Here is a 16,106-nt window from a genome sequence, read left to right on the forward strand (position 1 = left end):
TGTAGACCACCTGGTTAACGACCAACAAATACCCAGCGACATACCTGTTACCAGAATAGTAGATCCGTTTCTAACCCGCGATATGACCAACTATTGTATAATGGGGGTGCTTATGCATCAACGTAGTATGCAAGCACACTGGCAAAACCAACAGAAAGCAATTTGGAACAGGTTGTCTTACAGTTCATTGAAGGTAGGAGTTTTGGGCTTGGGAGAGTTGGGAGGACATTGTGCTAGCACTCTTGCACAATTGGGTTTTGAAGTTTTGGGCTACAGCAGAACACCTAAACAACTCCCTGGTGTTCAGTGTTTTAATGGTGGTGAACTCAAGCAGTTTTTAGCTCCGCTAGATGTGCTCATTAATCTTTTGCCGGTTACACCACACACCGTAGATATTTTGAACTTAGACCTTTTTGAACAGATCAAAGAAGGTGCTTTCCTTATCAATGTGGCAAGGGGAAACCATCTGGTGGAGAATGATCTGCTGCTCGCTCTCGATTCCGGCAGACTTTCCGGAGCACTGCTTGATGTATTTAGGGAAGAGCCTTTGCCTTCAGGACATCCGTTTTGGAAACATCCGAAAATCAGAATTACACCGCACGTAGCTAGTGTAACCACTCCACAGTCGGCCATGCAACTGGTTTTGGAAAATACAAAGCGTTTAATAGAAGGGAGAGATTTGCTGCACAAGGTAAATCGGGAGGCCGGTTATTAGCTTTCAGGAAGCTTTCTGAACGTTTCAATTCACATTTTCGACAGTTAATGATCAACCGTATGTATTTCATTTGCAATAGTGAAACATATATATTTCATTTACTATTGTGAAAGTAATAACTCCAGCAACAGAATATGAAATGGTCAATCAGAATTCAAAAGGTCAGTAGTTTTCTCTTTTTATTCGTTATTTCCACCACCTGCCTGGCACAGAAACACGCTTTAGATGCTTCAGACATAAAAGAATATACCCGTTACTTTACTTTAAATGATGGTTTTGAAGGAGAGGGAGCAGAGCTTATTCAAGAAGAATTAGCATCGAGTCAATTTGTTTTGTTTGGTGAACTTCACAATTCGCAGCAGTCGGCTCTTTTCTTCAATGAGCTGCTGAAGATTGCAGCAAAGCACCGTTACAATACGCTGATAGCTGAAGTAGGGCCGTTTACCGCAGAAGTTTTAATGAAATTGTCTGAAGTACCTGAAGAGACTACAGGCAATCTTAGGCAACTCTACCAACGGTACAATAGCAAGAATAACAGATATCCGATCCCCTTTTTCAAAGGAAAGGAAGATGCGACTTTTCTGACAACTGCCAGAAAATTGAATTTCGATATATGGGGAATAGATCAGGAATTTGCACTTGCCTTTCCTATGCTTTTCGACCAATTGGCAGGTCTCTATACTGGTGCAGATAAAGTAACTATCAATAATGCTCTGGAGGACTCTAAAAAGGCCTGGAACAAAATCAGTGAAAAGCATCGAAGTTGTGAGTCTTTAGAAAACGCCACAATAGCAGGCTTTTTCAGTTTGTTCAGTTCTAGTAATGCCAAGGCACAGGAGTTGATTACGGCCATTAGAAAGTCCTGGCAAATCTATTGTCATCACGAAAATGGCGAGTATGGAAAAAACAATACCACACGAATCGCCTATATGAAAGAAAACCTTGAAAGGAAGTTGGAAGAAGCCCGGCAAGGAGACCAATATCCGAAGGTGCTTATAAAAATGGGCAGCTACCATACTACAAAAGTTAAAAGTCCAATCGGTTATAAAGATGTTGGTCACTGGGTAGATAGTCTGGCCAGTGAATTAGGTTCAAAATCAATGCATATCAGGTTTATGAGGCGTTATTGGCAAGGTAAAGACCAATTTAAATCGAAAAGCTACGCACCTGTTCAACTCTTTATGACTGTTGGCTTGCCAGATCAGTGGGCGCTTATAGACTTGAGGCCGATCAGAAGAAAAATAGCATCGGGTATCTGGACAGCAAAGCAATCTGAAATAAACGAAATATTTAACCATGATTTAATGCTCATTGCCCCAAAAGATCAATGGGTTGAAAACAACTTTTAATATGACCAGAACAAATATTGGTGAGTTTGAAGAAGTGGTGCTGCTTATAGTGGCCATACTTCATGAAAATGCCTATGGTGTCAGTGTGATGGAAGAAATTGAAAACCAAACAGGCCGAAAGATCAATATCTCTGCGGTACATTCGGCTCTGGATAGGCTGGAGTCGAAGGGCTTTCTCAAATCTGAAGCTGGAGGTGCAACGGCAGAAAGAGGAGGAAGGAGAAAGCGCTTTTTCAGAATTACGGTAGCGGGTCAGCAGACCCTTGATGCCATCCGCGAGCAGCGAAATCGTCTGCACGATCAAATACCAAATCTAGGTCTAAAGTATGTCGGCATTTAAACAGGAACCACCTCAGTGGGCTTTACGACTACTGCGGTTTTATTGTAAGCCAAGAGCGTTGGAAATTATAGAAGGAGATGCCTATGAGCTTTTTTATAAGCGGGCTGCCACCGAAGGTCTAAAGGCAGCCAGGCGAAAGTTTTCGTGGGACGTGTTCAGGTTTTTTCGCTTTCGCTACATCAAAGGTCTGGAAGATTTTAACTCATTAAACAACATTGCTATGTTCAAAAACTATCTCAAAATATCGATCAGAAGCTTGCTTAAGCAAAAGTTTTACAGCTTCATTAACATCAGTGGACTGGCTCTTGGTCTTGCCGCTTGTTTGCTCATTGTACTCTACATAAGCCACGAACTCAGCTACGACAAGTATCATAAAGACATAGACCGAGTGTATAGAGTGGCCAATGGCCAATCGGGCAATTGGACACCCGCCAGGCTGGGCGCACAAATGAAGGCCGATTTTCCGGAGGTTGAAGAAGTGGCCCGTATCAATGGGCCTTTTAGCCAAACATTTAAGGTTGGTGACAAAATTTTCAAGGAGGAGAGAGGTTTTAGTGCCGACTCCACTTTCCATAAAATATTCACCGTGGAGTTTGTTGAAGGCCGTGCTGAAGGTGCCTTGAGCAAACCGAACACAATAGTGCTTACTCAGTCGTTAGCCAACAAGTTTTTTGACTACGGACAAGCTTTGGGTCAGGTAATTTATATTGATGGTGAAGCAACAATGGTTACGGGAGTGGTGGCCGATCCGCCAAAGAATACCCACTTCTATTACAATTACATATTGAGCTACCCACATGATTTTTGGGTAACCGTGGGTAACTGGACGGGTAATGCCTTTTTTACCTATGCCAAGCTAACCGAGCAAGCTACTCCAGAACAGGTACATGCCAAAATTCCCGATTTTGTCAGAGAGCATGTGGGACCTGCGCTAATCAAGTACTCAGGTCATGCAACCTATGATGATTTTCTGGCTGCAGGGGGAAAGAAGTCATTTACTTTTATTCCCATGAAGGATATGCACTTGCATTATCCTCATTTGGCTCTCGGGTCTAGTGGCAGCATAGACAATGTGTATATATTTTCAGCGGTGGCCTTGTTTATACTGCTTATTGCCTGCATTAATTTTATGAATTTGAGTACGGCACGGTCGGCCATGAGAAGCAAAGAAGTGGGCATGCGCAAGGTATTGGGCTCATTGCGCGGACAGCTCGTAGGTTAGTTTATGACCGAATCCGTTTTGGTTTGCCTCCTTTCATCGGTTTTGGCTTTACTCATTGCTTCTCTGGGGCTTGATGGTTTCAACCAACTGGCCAACAGAGACTTTGAACATGCTCAACTTTTCGAGGTAGCCACGCTGGCTAAACTGTTTGCCCTTATGATTGTGGTTGGACTCATGGCCGGTTCTTACCCGGCCCTGGTTTTGTCTTCTTTTCAACCCATTAAGGCCCTTAAAGGTGAGGCACAGGCCCGTGGTAAGGGTGGTGTTTTGCTTCGAAAAGGTCTGGTGGCATTTCAGTTTGCCATCTCCATATTCCTAATGGTGAGCACGGTGGTTGTGTTTTCACAGTTGCAGTTTCTCAAAAAACAAGACCTGGGGTTTGATGCCGAACAAGTACTTGTGGTTAAGAATGTATCCAGGCTTGGAGAGAAGGCTCAGGTAATGACTCAGCGTTTGGAGCAGGTGCCAACGGTACAATCCGTAAGCCTTTCCAGTCAATATCCCTCCGAATGGATTTCCGATTGGGGCTATCAGACCCTGGAAGATAATCCGAGAAGCTACAGTTTCATTAATATGTTTGCTACGGCCGGTTTTCTGGAAACCATGAACATAGAGTTGCTCAAAGGCCGCAATTTTAACCGACAATTAGTGTCAGATACCTCTAATATACTCATCAATGAGGCGGCTGCCCGGTGGCTGGGATGGGAAGACCCCATTGGAAAAAAGCTTTCCCGAGGTAATGGCGAAGACTACACTATAATTGGTGTGATGAAGGATTTTAATTTCAACAGTCTCAAGCGTGGAATCAGTCCCTTTGTGCTTAGACTGATGACAGACGATGGGCATGCCGAAGGAGGCTGGTATGCAGGCAACTACCTTGCCCTAAAGGTTTCGGGTAACTTCCAGGAAACGGTGAGTTCAGTAGAAGATATTTGGAAAGAAACCATTGCCGATGAGCCCTTTGAATATGTCTTTTTAGACGACTCTTTCAATGCACTGTATGAAGAAGAAGAAAGGTTTGGACAATTGTTTACAGCTTCTTCGGGGCTGGCCATAGCCATCGCTTGTCTGGGTTTGTTTGCCTTGGCAGCATTTACTCTTCAGCGTAGGTTCAAGGAAATTGCCGTACGGAAGGTTTTGGGAGCTTCAGTAAAAAGCCTGACGCTTATGGTGATCCGTAATTTTACTTTTCTGGTGTTTATTGGGGCTGTAATAGCCATTCCTACGGCTTATTTAGTAATGAAAGGCTGGTTGGCGGATTTTGCCTATCAAATGAACCTTAACAATCCTCTTATTTGGCTGTTGCCGGCTCTTTTTGTAGCAGTAATTGCATGGCTGACGGTTGGTTTTCGGTCCGTGAAAACCGCCATGAGCAATCCGGTAAAGGCACTACGCAGCGAATAGTCGGTAATGGAAAAGAGACTGTTATGACCCTTGACTCTGCTCCGCCATTACGGGTACGATGCAGTTCGCTTCATAACAGTCTCTTTAAATAATTCTTAGTGGTTTTCTAGTTTTCGCCCGGAGGAGTGATCATAATATGCGCTCTGTAAAGCCCGGGAAACATTACCCACGGATGCCCTTTACCGTTGGGGCTAATGGGCAGTCCGGTCGATTCAGCTGTGGCCAATGGGGTATATATAACGTACCGAAACTGACCGCCTTCAAGGCTATTCGTTTCCGGATTGTAGCGCGCATTCTCTCCATAGTAAATGGCCAAGGTAGATCCGTAGTTTGGCTTCTGAAGGCTTCCGTTTTTCATTTCATCTTCTCGGATCTGTAAAATTTCTCCCCGGTTTTTGCCTTCGGCCCGCAAGGCTCTGCCTCGGGCCATAAAAGGCTCCACATCTACAGGGTAACTCACCACCTCAAAGCCGGGACTATTGGGGTCGTCTGCCCGAACAATGAAATTGTTGGTTCCTTTTCTTAGGGTTATCATTTCGCCTTTTTCGTTAAAGCCATAAACATGGGCTCCATCTCTTACGGCTGCCGGGGCAGCTAAAACAGCCGATTTAATCTGATCTTCTTTGCTCATTTGCTGTGCCGCAAGGCTGCCCGACATTATGGCAAAGAAGCTGGCTAGTAAAATTTTCTTCATTTGGGTTGTGTTGGTTAAGTGTTGGTTGTAGCTATTCATTGCTACGCATATCTAAAGGTAGCCAATAGCTTACACACTTTGCATACGGTGAGTGGTGCGAGTGGTTTAAGCTTTTCTTCTAAGTACCTTGGTCTTGGTAAAATTGCTAAAGTCTTTAAAACCCTCTTTAGTAAAAACTGACTTTATCACCTTCCATCGTGTTAAGGGTTCTTGTTTGGGTTTTTCTGCAGAAGGAGTTGGTGCAGAGGGCCTTTCCATAGGCTTACCGGTGCCAGGCGAATAACCCACCAATTCGTTTGACCTGTTAAAACTCTTTTTAGACCTTTCTATATAACCTAATTTTTCTTCAATAAGCCCTTTGTTGTTTAAGGTTATGGCATCGTCAGGGTCAAGCTCCAAAGCCTTTTCATAATCGGCTAAGGCTTCCTTGCTTTGCCCAATACGATCTTTGAAAAAAGCTCTGGAAGACCAGCGATAAGGGTTTTGTGGTTCTAGTTTCAGGGCCAAATCGAATTGAGTCAGAGCCTCATCGTTTCGGTTGTTAAGGTGCAGAGCTACTGCAAAATCACTAATGAAGGTGGCATTTTCCGGATGCAGTTCAACGAGTCGTTTAAAGTCGGAGAGGGCCTCAGTCAATTGTTCGTTTTTAGAAAGTGCGCGAGCACGATTGTATAGTGCAGCGGCATGATTAGGGTTCTGGTTTAAGGCCTGATTGAACAATTCAATGCCTTTTTTGAAATCATTTGATCGGCAGGCTTCAATTCCTTTCTCAACTATCGATTCGATCATTTTTGGGGCTTTTTGCAAATATAAACACCTCATAAAAGTCTTGGTTCGATTTCCCTTGAAAATAGAATGGAGGTTGTATATTTGACTTCTGATCATGGCAGTGACTCCCGACCAGATTTTAAGCGATTTGAAAGCCGGAAAATATGCTCCGGTTTATTTTTTACAGGGGGAAGAACCCTACTATATCGATCAGATATCTGATTACATCGAAGACCATTGTTTGGCCGAAGCCGAAAAAGGCTTCAATCAAACCATTATGTATGGAAAAGATGTGGCTATGAGCCAGGTGCTTACAGCGGCAAGGCGTTTTCCTATGATGGCCGAACGACAGGTGGTGATTGTTAAAGAAGCCAAGGATATTCAGGATATTAACAAAGAGGAAGGGCAGAGCCTGCTCATAAATTATCTCGATAACCCTGTGCCGAGTACCGTCCTTGTGTTTGCTCATAAACACAAAAAAGTGGATGGGCGAAAACCTCTGGCAAAGGCTCTTTCTAAAAAGGCTTTGCTGCTCACCACTACCAAGTTGCGAGACTACGAGGTGCCTAAATGGATTGAGGGCTTTGCCAAAGAAAAGGGTTTCAATATTGGTTATCAGTCGGTGCAAATGCTGGCCGAATACCTGGGCAATAATCTGGAGCGTCTTAGCAACGAAGTCAACAAAATTGCTATTAATTTAAAGCCGGGAGAGGAAATAACTCCGGCCCACATTCAAAAGTATGTGGGTATCAATAAAGACTACAATGTGTTTGAGCTCCAAAAAGCTATCTCTACTGGCGATGTGCTTAAGGCCAACCGCATTGTGAATTATTTTTCAGCCAATATCAGGGCTAATTCCATTATTCCAATGATAGCCGTGTTATACAGCTATTATACCAAGCTATTGCTGCTTCATAGTGCCAAAGATAAATCGGACAGTGGCCTTGCACGTGCCATGGGGCTTCCTCCTTTTGTGGTAAAGGAGTATAAAGTAGCGGCCAACAGGTATCCTCTTCAGAAAGTAATGCAATGTATTTCGCACCTGAGAGAGGCAGACCTTAGGTCTAAAGGAGTAGACTCCGGCTCTATGCCCGAAGAGGAGATTTTAAGAGAATTGGTGTTCAAACTTATGCATTGAATTGTTCTATGGAGCGCAACAATATTCAACCAACAAAAGAGTTTAGGAATAAAGTGAGCAAATACAAATTGATGAGGAACGTACTAACGCTTGTTACCATCAGCCTTGTAACGCTCGGGTCATTAAAAGCTCAAAGTACTTTACACCAAAACAGCGACAACAAATACTATCGGTTTGGACTGGAGTTGCTGGATAAGGAAAAGTACAGTGCTGCCCGTGAGCAGTTCGAAAGGTATTTATTGGTAGGATCTGATGAAATTAAAAAGGCCGATGCAGAGTACTATGTCGCCCTTTGTGCCCTAAACCTGAACAATGCAGATGGGCCGCAGCTTATTTCTGAGTTTGTAAAGAAACGGCCCAGCCACCCAAAAGCTTCCAAAGCCTACTACAATTTGGGGGTAAATGCTTTTAAGGTAAAAGATTACCAAACCGCTAATAAATATCTCAAACTGGCCAATCTGAATGCACTCAACGATCAGGAGAGAGCAGAGACTTATTTTAAAATTGCCTATTCAGCCTTTAGCCTCAATCGAAAAGAAGAATCCATAGAATACTTCGATTTGGCCAAGCGTGAAAACGGAGATTTTCAGGCCGATGCGAACTACTATTCGGGCTTTCTGGCTTATGCCGATGCGGAATACGATAAGGCCATTGTAGACCTTCGTAAGGCTGAAGAAAGTGAAAAGTATAAGTATCGTGTACCGATTATGATCACCAGCTCATACTTTAAGCAAAAGCGATACGGAGAAGTACTGGCCTATGTGGGTAAGTTTAAAAATGTAGACGAGGAGCGCAAGCGAATGGATTACCTCTATCAACTGTATCAGTTGGCAGGAGAGTCGGCATTTGCTGAAGCCCGCTATGATGAAGCTTTGGAATTTTATGGCTTATACCGCAAGCTGGCAGCTCAAAGCATTAGTAATGAAACACTCTATCGCATAGCCTATGCCAACTTTGCTGTGGGCAATGCCGAACCGGCCATTGAAGACTTTAAGCGGGTGGCTTTAAAAGAAGACACTCTTGCGCAATACGCCTCATATTATCTGGGGCAGCTTTACGTAGAACAGAGCAACTATGTATTTGCCACTTCTGCGTTCGACAAAGCCAGCAAACTACCTTTCAATAAGGAAATTCAGGAAGAATCGGCCTTCAATGTGGCCAAAGTCAATTTCGAATCGAAAAATTATTCTCAGGCTATTACCTCTCTTGACCGATTCATCAATCAATATCCTACCTCACAATACATTCCTGAAGCCAACAACCTTTTGTCTGAGGCTTTTCTGAATACAAGCGATTTTACCCGGGCCATAACCTTTATTGAACGCATTAAGAACAAGAGCCCTAGAATTCAGGCTGCATACCAGAAAGTGACTTTTTATAAAGGAACAGAGTACTTCAACAGTGCCAACTACACCAATGCAGTGCAATTATTCGATAAGTCTTTGACTTACCGAATAGATAGTGATTTGGAAACTGCTGCTCTATTTTGGAAGGCAGAAGCCCTGGCCACTGCTCGAAACTATACCAATGCCATAGACGCTTACCAGCAAGTATTCAGAACCCGTAACCGAGACTCTGAATATTACTTAAAGGCCAACTATGGTATTGCGTATGCCTATTACAATACGCGCGACTACCCCAATGCCCGTATCTATTTTAAGCGCTATGTAGATGCCCTGGAAGGCGCACAAAGCAAATTGAACTATGATGATGCACTTTTAAGGTTGGCCGATTGCTACTACGTAGATAAGGCTTATGCCACGGCCATATCGTACTACCAGAAAGCCATAGATACCAACAACCCGAACATTGACTATGCCTATTTCCAAAAAGGAGTGGTTAAAGATTTTCAGGATAAGAGCGATGAGGCCATAGAAGCTCTTGATGTAGTGATCAACAGGTATAGCCGTTCCAGATACTACGATGACGCCATTTATAAGAAGGCGCAAATTCAACTGGAAAACAGGGAGTATAGGGCTTCCATTCAAGGATTCAGCCGCATAATCGATCGGTTGGAGCAAAGCCCCTTTATTCCCTATGCCTATGAAAGCAGGGCTTTGGCATACTTCAACCTAAATGAATTGGAAAAGGCAGAGGAAGACTATAAAACCATATTGGATAAGTACGTTACCAGTAGAGTGGCCAACTCCGCACTTTTGGGCTTGCAGAATACCCTTAAACTCAACGATAAAGTATTGGAGTTCGATCAGTACCTGGCCAAATACAAAAGTGCAAACCCAGACAATCAGGCTCTTGAAAACATAGAGCTGGAGTCTGCCAAAAACCTGTATTTCGGTCAGCAATACAATGCTGCTATTGGAGCGTTTGAAGACTATGAAAAGAATTATGCAGGAAGCCCGCTAAGGCATCAGGCTAAGTTTTATAGGGCCGAGTCTTACTACCGCCTTAACAACACTGATAAAGCACTGGAATTGTATTACGAGTTGGATCGCGAAGCCCAGGTGACTGACATAGATGTGGTTTTCCAAAGAATAGGAGAGCTGCAATTGAAAGCCGGAGACTTTGGCGAAGCGGCCAATTACTACAGTAAACTGGAGAAAATAGCCATTTCCAAGCGTCAGGAAAACGATGCGTGGGCGGGGCTTTTGGAGGCCCATTTCAATTTGGGACAATACGACCAGATGAGAACCTATGCCCGAAACATTATAACCAAAGGCAACATTAGTCAAGACCAGGTCAATAAAGCTCAGTTATACCTGGCTAAGGCCTCCTATATTGAGGGTAACTTTAATGTAGCCATCGATGAACTTCTCTCCACCATTAATACTGCTAAGAATAAGTATGGGGCAGAAGCCCAGTTTTTACTCGGCAAAATTTTCTATCAGCAAGGGCAATACCAACAGTCTTTGACTACTCTTTTTGAGTTTAATGAGAATTTTTCCGATCACGAAGAATGGCTGGGTAAGGCCTTTTTGTTAATTGCCGATAACTACATTGCCCTCAATGAGTTATTCCAGGCCAAGGCCACCGTAAACTCCATCATTGAATATTCCGAAGTGGTTGAAGTGGTAGAAGAGGCCAGAAAAAAATTAAGTGAAATAGAAAAGATGGAAGAAGCCTTGCGCCAGAAAGAAATAAAAGGCGATAGCACTCGAATGGACTCAACTCAGGTGAAGAAAGGAGGCAACAATGAATAAGCTAATTAAAGCGACATGGGTTGCAGGCTTTTTGTGCCTGGCTTTGCCTGCAGTTGCTCAACAAGGACAGGGCAGCCAACTGGAAGAAGCAGAGATTGTTATTCGGAAAGATCGAAGAATTACTTTGCCACCGGCCACACGGAATTTCGAGAAAATACCTCAATTGCCGGTTAGTGAAACTGATACCAAGCAAGAGTATACTTTCAAGCGTTTCAGTTACAGGCTGAGCCCCTTAGAACCGACTTTCAGAACCGTAAATTTTCAGGGTAATGAGCGCATTTCTGAGCTCACCAGCAACTTCTTAAAACTAGGCTATGGCAATTATCAAACGCCTTATTTAGAAGGTTATCTGGGGTCTAAGCGTCAGGAGTCTTATCTGTTTAATCTGTACGTGAGACACCTGTCATCTAAAAACGGTCCAGTATTCGATGAAAACTCAGGGGAAGGAAGAACTGAGGCCGCCATTGGAGCCAAGTACTTTAGCAATGTAAACAAGGTGTCTGGCTCAATGAACTATAGCAATCATAAGGTTCATTTTTATGGTTATAATCCGGTGTTGAACTATGAAGCCGGTCAAATAGAGCAGAAATTTACTCGCTTCTCTACCAACGTGCTTATAGAGAATGCCAACAAAGAGCAGAATTTCGACTATCACTTTAAAACCGACTGGATTTTCTTTAAAGACAACTTCGATGCACGTGAAAACAAGTTTAACTTCGATGTAGGTGGCTTTTATATTATAAATGACGACCTACGATTGAGTGCCGACTTATTGGCCACACTCTCCAAACGTCAGGATTTGCAGGAAGACAACCGTAGTTACCTCAACTTCAGGCCCAGAGTCAACTATCAAACCAATGGCTTTACCTTCAAAGCCGGGTTCAATCTGGCCGGAGACAATGGCTACAACAAGGGATTGCAGTTCTACCCAACCATTAAAGCCGATTATGCGCTTAGTTCGGGTTTTAGAATTTATGCCGGAATCGATGGCGATATTGAGTTTAACTCTGTAGAATCTTCAGTTAATGAGAATCCGTTTCTCATGGCCAATTTCGACCTGAGAAATACTGAAAAGAAGAGTGAGTATTTTGGAGGTCTGGACTTTGAGCTTTTTGAAGGATTTACCCTTAGCTCGGGATTTAGCTACGCCTCGCTCAACAACCTCCAGTTTTTTACCAACGGATCGGATTCCACACGTTTTGAGATTCTCTATGAAGATGGAACCACCCGAAGACTCAATGTATTTTCGGCCATTAATTTTGAGAACACAGGAAAAGTGAGAAGCTCGCTTCGCTTTGATTATTTTAATTACGCATTGGCCAGCTTAGAGGAAGCCTGGCATAAGCCCAATTTTAAAACAGCCTTCAATACTACCATTTTCCCAATTAAGAAGCTCACAGTCACCACAGACCTTTATTACTTGGCAGGACTAATGGCTTTGAACAGGGAAACGGCCCAGACTTTTGAGCTCGATGATATAATTGACCTGAATTTGGGTGGAAGGTATGAGATAAATGAACGATTTGGCGTATTTTTGCAGATAAACAACCTGTTCGGCAAAGAATACGAGAGGTATCTCAACTATCCATCGCGTGGTATTCAATTCTTAGGTGGATTATCAGTGGCTTTCTAGTCTTACTCTCTGCCCGTTTTTGTATAGCCTTTATTTTACTAATTTGTAAATTCATCTTTCAACCGAATTCAAATGGCAGCAAAAAAGAAAAGCGACTCATCTAAAGAAGAAGATAAAGCAAAAAAAACCGGAAGGAAACGAGGTGCTAAGCCATCGTCCAAGCCCAAAAAAGAAGAAACTTCTAAAGAACCGGAGGTTACAGACGATGACTTTGGCTTAGACGATATTGAACTTGAGCCAGTAGATGAAACTTCTGATGAGCCGGTAGCCACCGGTTTGGTAGAAGACCCTGTGGCCGATATTGAGCCGGAGGAAGAGTCGGTAGAACCTACCAAAGAACCGGAGCCAACTGAGGAAACCAAAAAAGAAGAACCCGAACCCTTTGTGTTCAACACTGATGAGAAAGAAGCCAAGCCTCAGGAAAACGCTTCTGAGCCAAGCTCAAAAGCAGGGAAGGAGGAGAAGAAGGAAAATAACAACGGTATTATTGTCCTCATTGTCATCCTAATACTGGTAATAGCTGCTGCCGCCTATTACTTTTTGGTATTTAAGAAAAAGAATGTGGAGCTAGAGCCTGTGAAGACCGAACAGCCTCAAAATACACCGCCACAACAGGAGCCCGAGCCAGAGCCTGAACCAGAGCCAGAGCCGGTAAAACCAAAAGCAGAACTATTCACAATTTCAGCGCCTGAAGGCCGTTTCTATGTTGTGGTCGGAAGTTTTTATGACGAAGATCTTGCGGAAGATAAAGCCAAAGCTATAGTGGCCTCAGGAACAAGTGCTTACTTACTCAACCCTACAGGTCAACTTAAATTTCATAGAGTAGGAATAGCACAGTCTGCAACTATGGCTGAAGCCGAACAAAAGAGAACAGAGTTAGTATCAACTTTCGGAGAAAATATCTGGGTACTGAAATATTAAAATGGTGATGTTATTGCAACAACTAGCCGCTGGAGATACTACATCTGTTGGCGGAGGAGAAGATAGTGTTCTTTTCTTTTTTGAATTATTGTTAAAGGGTGGTTTTTGGCTCATACCACTAGTCATTCTTTGGTTCATGGCCATTTACATTTTCTTTGAACGGTTAAGAAACCTCAACAGGGCCTCCAAAACTCCTTTTGAGTTCATGGATAAAATAAAAGACCTGGTAGTAAATGGCGATGTGAACGGTGCCAAGTTGCTTTGTGCACAGACCGATTCGCCCATAGCCAAAATGATTGAAAAAGGAATTCATAGAATTGGGTCACCTTTAAAAACCATCGAAGCCTCCATAGAAAATGTGGGTAAAATAGAAGTGTACAAGCTTGAGAAGAACCTCTCGCTGCTGGCAACCATTTCTGGTGCTGCTCCTATGATAGGTTTTTTGGGTACTGTTTCCGGTATGATTCAGGCCTTTATAGCCATAGCGCAAGAAGAAGGTTCTGTGAGTCCTAAGTTACTTTCTACAGGTATTTATGAAGCCATGGTGACCACAGCAGCTGGTTTGGTGGTAGGTATTATTGCTTATTTGGGCTACAATTACCTTGTTTCTAAGGTACAGAAAGCCATTCACTACATGGAGTACACTTCCATAGATTTTATTGACTTGCTACAAGAGCCCCAGTAATATGGATATAAAGTCAAAACATAAAGTAGAGTCGTCTTTTAGCATGTCTTCAATGACAGATATTGTTTTTCTGTTATTGATTTTCTTCATGCTCACAGCCTCCTTTATTACACCCTCTGGCTTGCCGGTGAATTTGCCTACAGCAGCATCTTCCACCATATCCATGCAGAAGAACAGTTTAACCATTAGTGCCGATTTACGTTACTTTCTGAACGATCAGGAGGTAACTCCTGAAACACTAGAACGAGAACTTATGCGTTTAACAGGAGGGCAGGAAGGAACCCTAAGTTTGAATATTGATGCAGCGGTACCTACCGGACACACAGCAAGAGTAGCCGGCATTGCTGCAAAGCTCAAGCAAAAAACCGTGTTGGTAACACGACCTGAATAATAGAGTCATGTCAGATCAGGAAAAAAAAGACAAACGATTTAGCATAGTAGTGTCGGCTATTATTCATAGCTCGTTGATAGCACTATTCCTGATTTTAGTGGCTTGGAGGGCTCCCGATCCACCGCTTCCTGAATATGGTATAGAATTGAATTTGGGTTTTCAAGAAGCAGGTAGTGGCGATATAGAACGCAACAACAAGGCTGAAATTGAAGAAACCGAAAATGATACTCCTCCCGATGCTGAGTCAGATACTGATAACTCTGAAACCGAAGAAACCGAGCAGCAGGTAGAGCAGAAGACCGAAAAAGCAGAAGTAAAGCAAACTCCTCAAGAGCAACCCAAGACTACACCGGTAACAGAAAAGCCCAAAGAGGCTCCCCCCGTAGAACAAACTGTTAAAGAAACAGTAACCAGTCCGGAAAAGTCTGAAGTTAAGGTTGAAGAGAAAACCACACCTGTAACCGAAACTAAAAAGGAAACCACAACGCCTCCAAAGCAGGAAGAAACCAAGAAGGAGGAGGTGAAACCAAAAGTTGAGGAGAAAAAAGAAGAACCAAAGCCCAAGCCTGTCATCGATAACAGGGCGCTAATGGGGGGTAAAAAGACTAACACTGATAGTAAGGAAAAGGCCTCTAACAACCAGGGTACGCAAACAGACACCCGTGGTAATATGGGGGATCCTAAAGGAAAAACGAATACCAAGGGAACAGATCCGGGAGGTGCCGACTTAGGAGTTAGCTACAGCCTTGATGGTTGGAAGTGGCAAAGCCCTCCGGCAGAAAAGGACGACTCACAAATAGACGGGGTCATTAAGTTCTCCATTGTGGTGGACGACAGAGGAAAAGTATTGAGGGCCACCATTATTCCGGGAACCACCATTAGTGATAACACCGTGGTAGATTTTTACCGTAAACAAGTACTTAACCTCAAGTTTATTCAAACGGATATGTCAAAAGCACCCGCCCCAACTTTTAAAGGCGAGGTTACCTTTGTAATCAAAACCAATTAAGGTCTTCTGCGAATGGTTCCTGAGCCACTTATTCGCTGTTCTACCTCAGGATTCCCCTTGTAGAGAATGTCACCGGAACCGGAAATCACAGCGTTCAGATATTCCGTAACGGCTACTTCAATATCGCCCGAACCGGAGACCCTTAATTCAGCACGTTGGGCTTCCAAATCGAATCCGTTAAACTGGCCCGACCCATTAATGCTGACGACTAATGACTCTGTAAGTCCGCAAGCATAGACATCGCCCGAACCATTAATCTCGAAAGTCAGCTCATCAGACCCCAGGCAATCTTCCACCAGAATATCACCCGCCCCATTGAGAAAGAAACCTGAAATTTGAGGCGCACTTATGTATATATGGAGCATTTCGGCTCTACGAATATTGGTGTTCGCGATGGTTTCCAGCTTCAGTTTCTGATTCTCGACCCTTACCTCAATTAGGTCGTGAAGGTTTTCATTGGTTCGAATGCGAACCGTATGTTCATTGTCTTTTCGAACATAAAGCCTGGCCGGAAGCTGTAGATATATGGCCTGGAAAGAGTCTACAGAATGCTCCATTTCAATCACCGGCCCTCGCCCGGCAATACTTTGCTCATCGCAACCACTAAGGGCCGAAATGAGCACAACTAGCAATAAATAGATGGTTAACTGTTTTTTCATTTTGAGTTTATGACATTTAA

15 protein-coding genes are annotated in these 16,106 nt (G+C 43.4%); 12 read left to right on the plus strand and 3 right to left on the minus strand.

The window, feature by feature from the left end; genetic code table 11:
• From B3763_RS18510 to B3763_RS18530, 5 genes are all read left to right on the plus strand, one after another.
• A partial coding sequence (locus tag B3763_RS18510; RefSeq protein ID WP_286748339.1) for an NAD(P)-dependent oxidoreductase occupies nt 1-715 on the plus strand: 715 nt, incomplete at its 5' end.
• A 134-nt stretch (nt 716-849) separates the two neighbouring features.
• Nucleotides 850-2,064 (plus strand): hypothetical protein, encoded by a 1,215-nt coding sequence (locus B3763_RS18515; RefSeq protein ID WP_286748340.1) that lies wholly within the window; start codon nt 850-852, stop codon nt 2,062-2,064.
• Nucleotide 2,065: 1 nt separating this feature from the next.
• Nucleotides 2,066-2,404, plus strand: a complete 339-nt coding sequence (locus B3763_RS18520; RefSeq protein ID WP_286748341.1) for a helix-turn-helix transcriptional regulator — start codon at nt 2,066-2,068, stop codon at nt 2,402-2,404.
• Nucleotides 2,391-3,626 carry an ABC transporter permease gene (locus tag B3763_RS18525; RefSeq protein ID WP_286748342.1) on the plus strand — a complete coding sequence of 412 codons (1,236 nt, stop codon included), beginning with the start codon at nt 2,391-2,393 and terminating at the stop codon, nt 3,624-3,626. The genes B3763_RS18520 and B3763_RS18525 overlap by 14 nt, the downstream gene beginning before the upstream one ends.
• Nucleotides 3,627-3,629: 3 nt before the next feature.
• Nucleotides 3,630-5,030 (plus strand): ABC transporter permease, encoded by a 1,401-nt coding sequence (locus B3763_RS18530; protein ID WP_286748343.1) that lies wholly within the window; start codon nt 3,630-3,632, stop codon nt 5,028-5,030.
• Nucleotides 5,031-5,136: 106 nt separating this feature from the next.
• On the opposite strand, the gene B3763_RS18535 is transcribed toward B3763_RS18530, so the two are convergent.
• A complete protein-coding gene (locus B3763_RS18535; RefSeq protein ID WP_286748344.1) occupies nt 5,137-5,724 on the minus strand; it encodes a hypothetical protein in 588 nt (195 codons plus the stop codon).
• Nucleotides 5,725-5,829: 105 nt separating this feature from the next.
• On the minus strand, nt 5,830-6,513 hold the full coding sequence (locus B3763_RS18540) for a tetratricopeptide repeat protein (RefSeq protein ID WP_286748345.1): 684 nt from the start codon (nt 6,511-6,513) through the stop codon (nt 5,830-5,832).
• A 94-nt stretch (nt 6,514-6,607) separates the two neighbouring features.
• On the opposite strand from B3763_RS18540, the gene holA reads away from it, so the two are divergent.
• The 7 genes from holA to B3763_RS18575 all read left to right on the plus strand — a co-directional run bounded on the left by holA (nt 6,608) and on the right by B3763_RS18575 (nt 15,427).
• On the plus strand, nt 6,608-7,630 hold the full coding sequence (holA, locus tag B3763_RS18545; protein WP_189631367.1) for a DNA polymerase III subunit delta: 1,023 nt from the start codon (nt 6,608-6,610) through the stop codon (nt 7,628-7,630).
• Between the two features lie 71 nt (nt 7,631-7,701).
• Nucleotides 7,702-10,788 (plus strand): tetratricopeptide repeat protein, encoded by a 3,087-nt coding sequence (locus B3763_RS18550; RefSeq protein WP_189631366.1) that lies wholly within the window; start codon nt 7,702-7,704, stop codon nt 10,786-10,788.
• On the plus strand, nt 10,781-12,421 hold the full coding sequence (locus B3763_RS18555; protein ID WP_189631365.1) for a hypothetical protein: 1,641 nt from the start codon (nt 10,781-10,783) through the stop codon (nt 12,419-12,421). The genes B3763_RS18550 and B3763_RS18555 overlap by 8 nt, the downstream gene beginning before the upstream one ends.
• 72 nt (nt 12,422-12,493) lie before the next feature.
• Complete coding sequence (locus B3763_RS18560) at nt 12,494-13,342, plus strand: SPOR domain-containing protein (RefSeq protein ID WP_286748346.1); 849 nt, start codon at nt 12,494-12,496, stop codon at nt 13,340-13,342.
• 4 nt (nt 13,343-13,346) lie between these two features.
• Nucleotides 13,347-14,027 carry a MotA/TolQ/ExbB proton channel family protein gene (locus B3763_RS18565; protein WP_414707145.1) on the plus strand — a complete coding sequence of 227 codons (681 nt, stop codon included), beginning with the start codon at nt 13,347-13,349 and terminating at the stop codon, nt 14,025-14,027.
• 1 nt (nt 14,028) lies between these two features.
• The gene (locus B3763_RS18570; RefSeq protein ID WP_286748348.1) at nt 14,029-14,418 is read left to right on the plus strand and encodes an ExbD/TolR family protein; all 390 of its coding nucleotides are present in this window, start codon (nt 14,029-14,031) and stop codon (nt 14,416-14,418) included.
• Nucleotides 14,419-14,425: 7 nt separating this feature from the next.
• Nucleotides 14,426-15,427 carry a hypothetical protein gene (locus B3763_RS18575; protein WP_286748349.1) on the plus strand — a complete coding sequence of 334 codons (1,002 nt, stop codon included), beginning with the start codon at nt 14,426-14,428 and terminating at the stop codon, nt 15,425-15,427.
• Here B3763_RS18575 and B3763_RS18580 read toward each other — a convergent pair.
• Nucleotides 15,424-16,106: head GIN domain-containing protein (locus tag B3763_RS18580; RefSeq protein WP_286748350.1), on the minus strand; the 683-nt coding region annotated here is incomplete at its 5' end. The genes B3763_RS18575 and B3763_RS18580 overlap by 4 nt on opposite strands.

Origin of the sequence: Roseivirga sp. UBA1976 (assembly GCF_002336325.1) — a bacterium.
Classification (GTDB): domain Bacteria; phylum Bacteroidota; class Bacteroidia; order Cytophagales; family Cyclobacteriaceae; genus Roseivirga; species Roseivirga thermotolerans.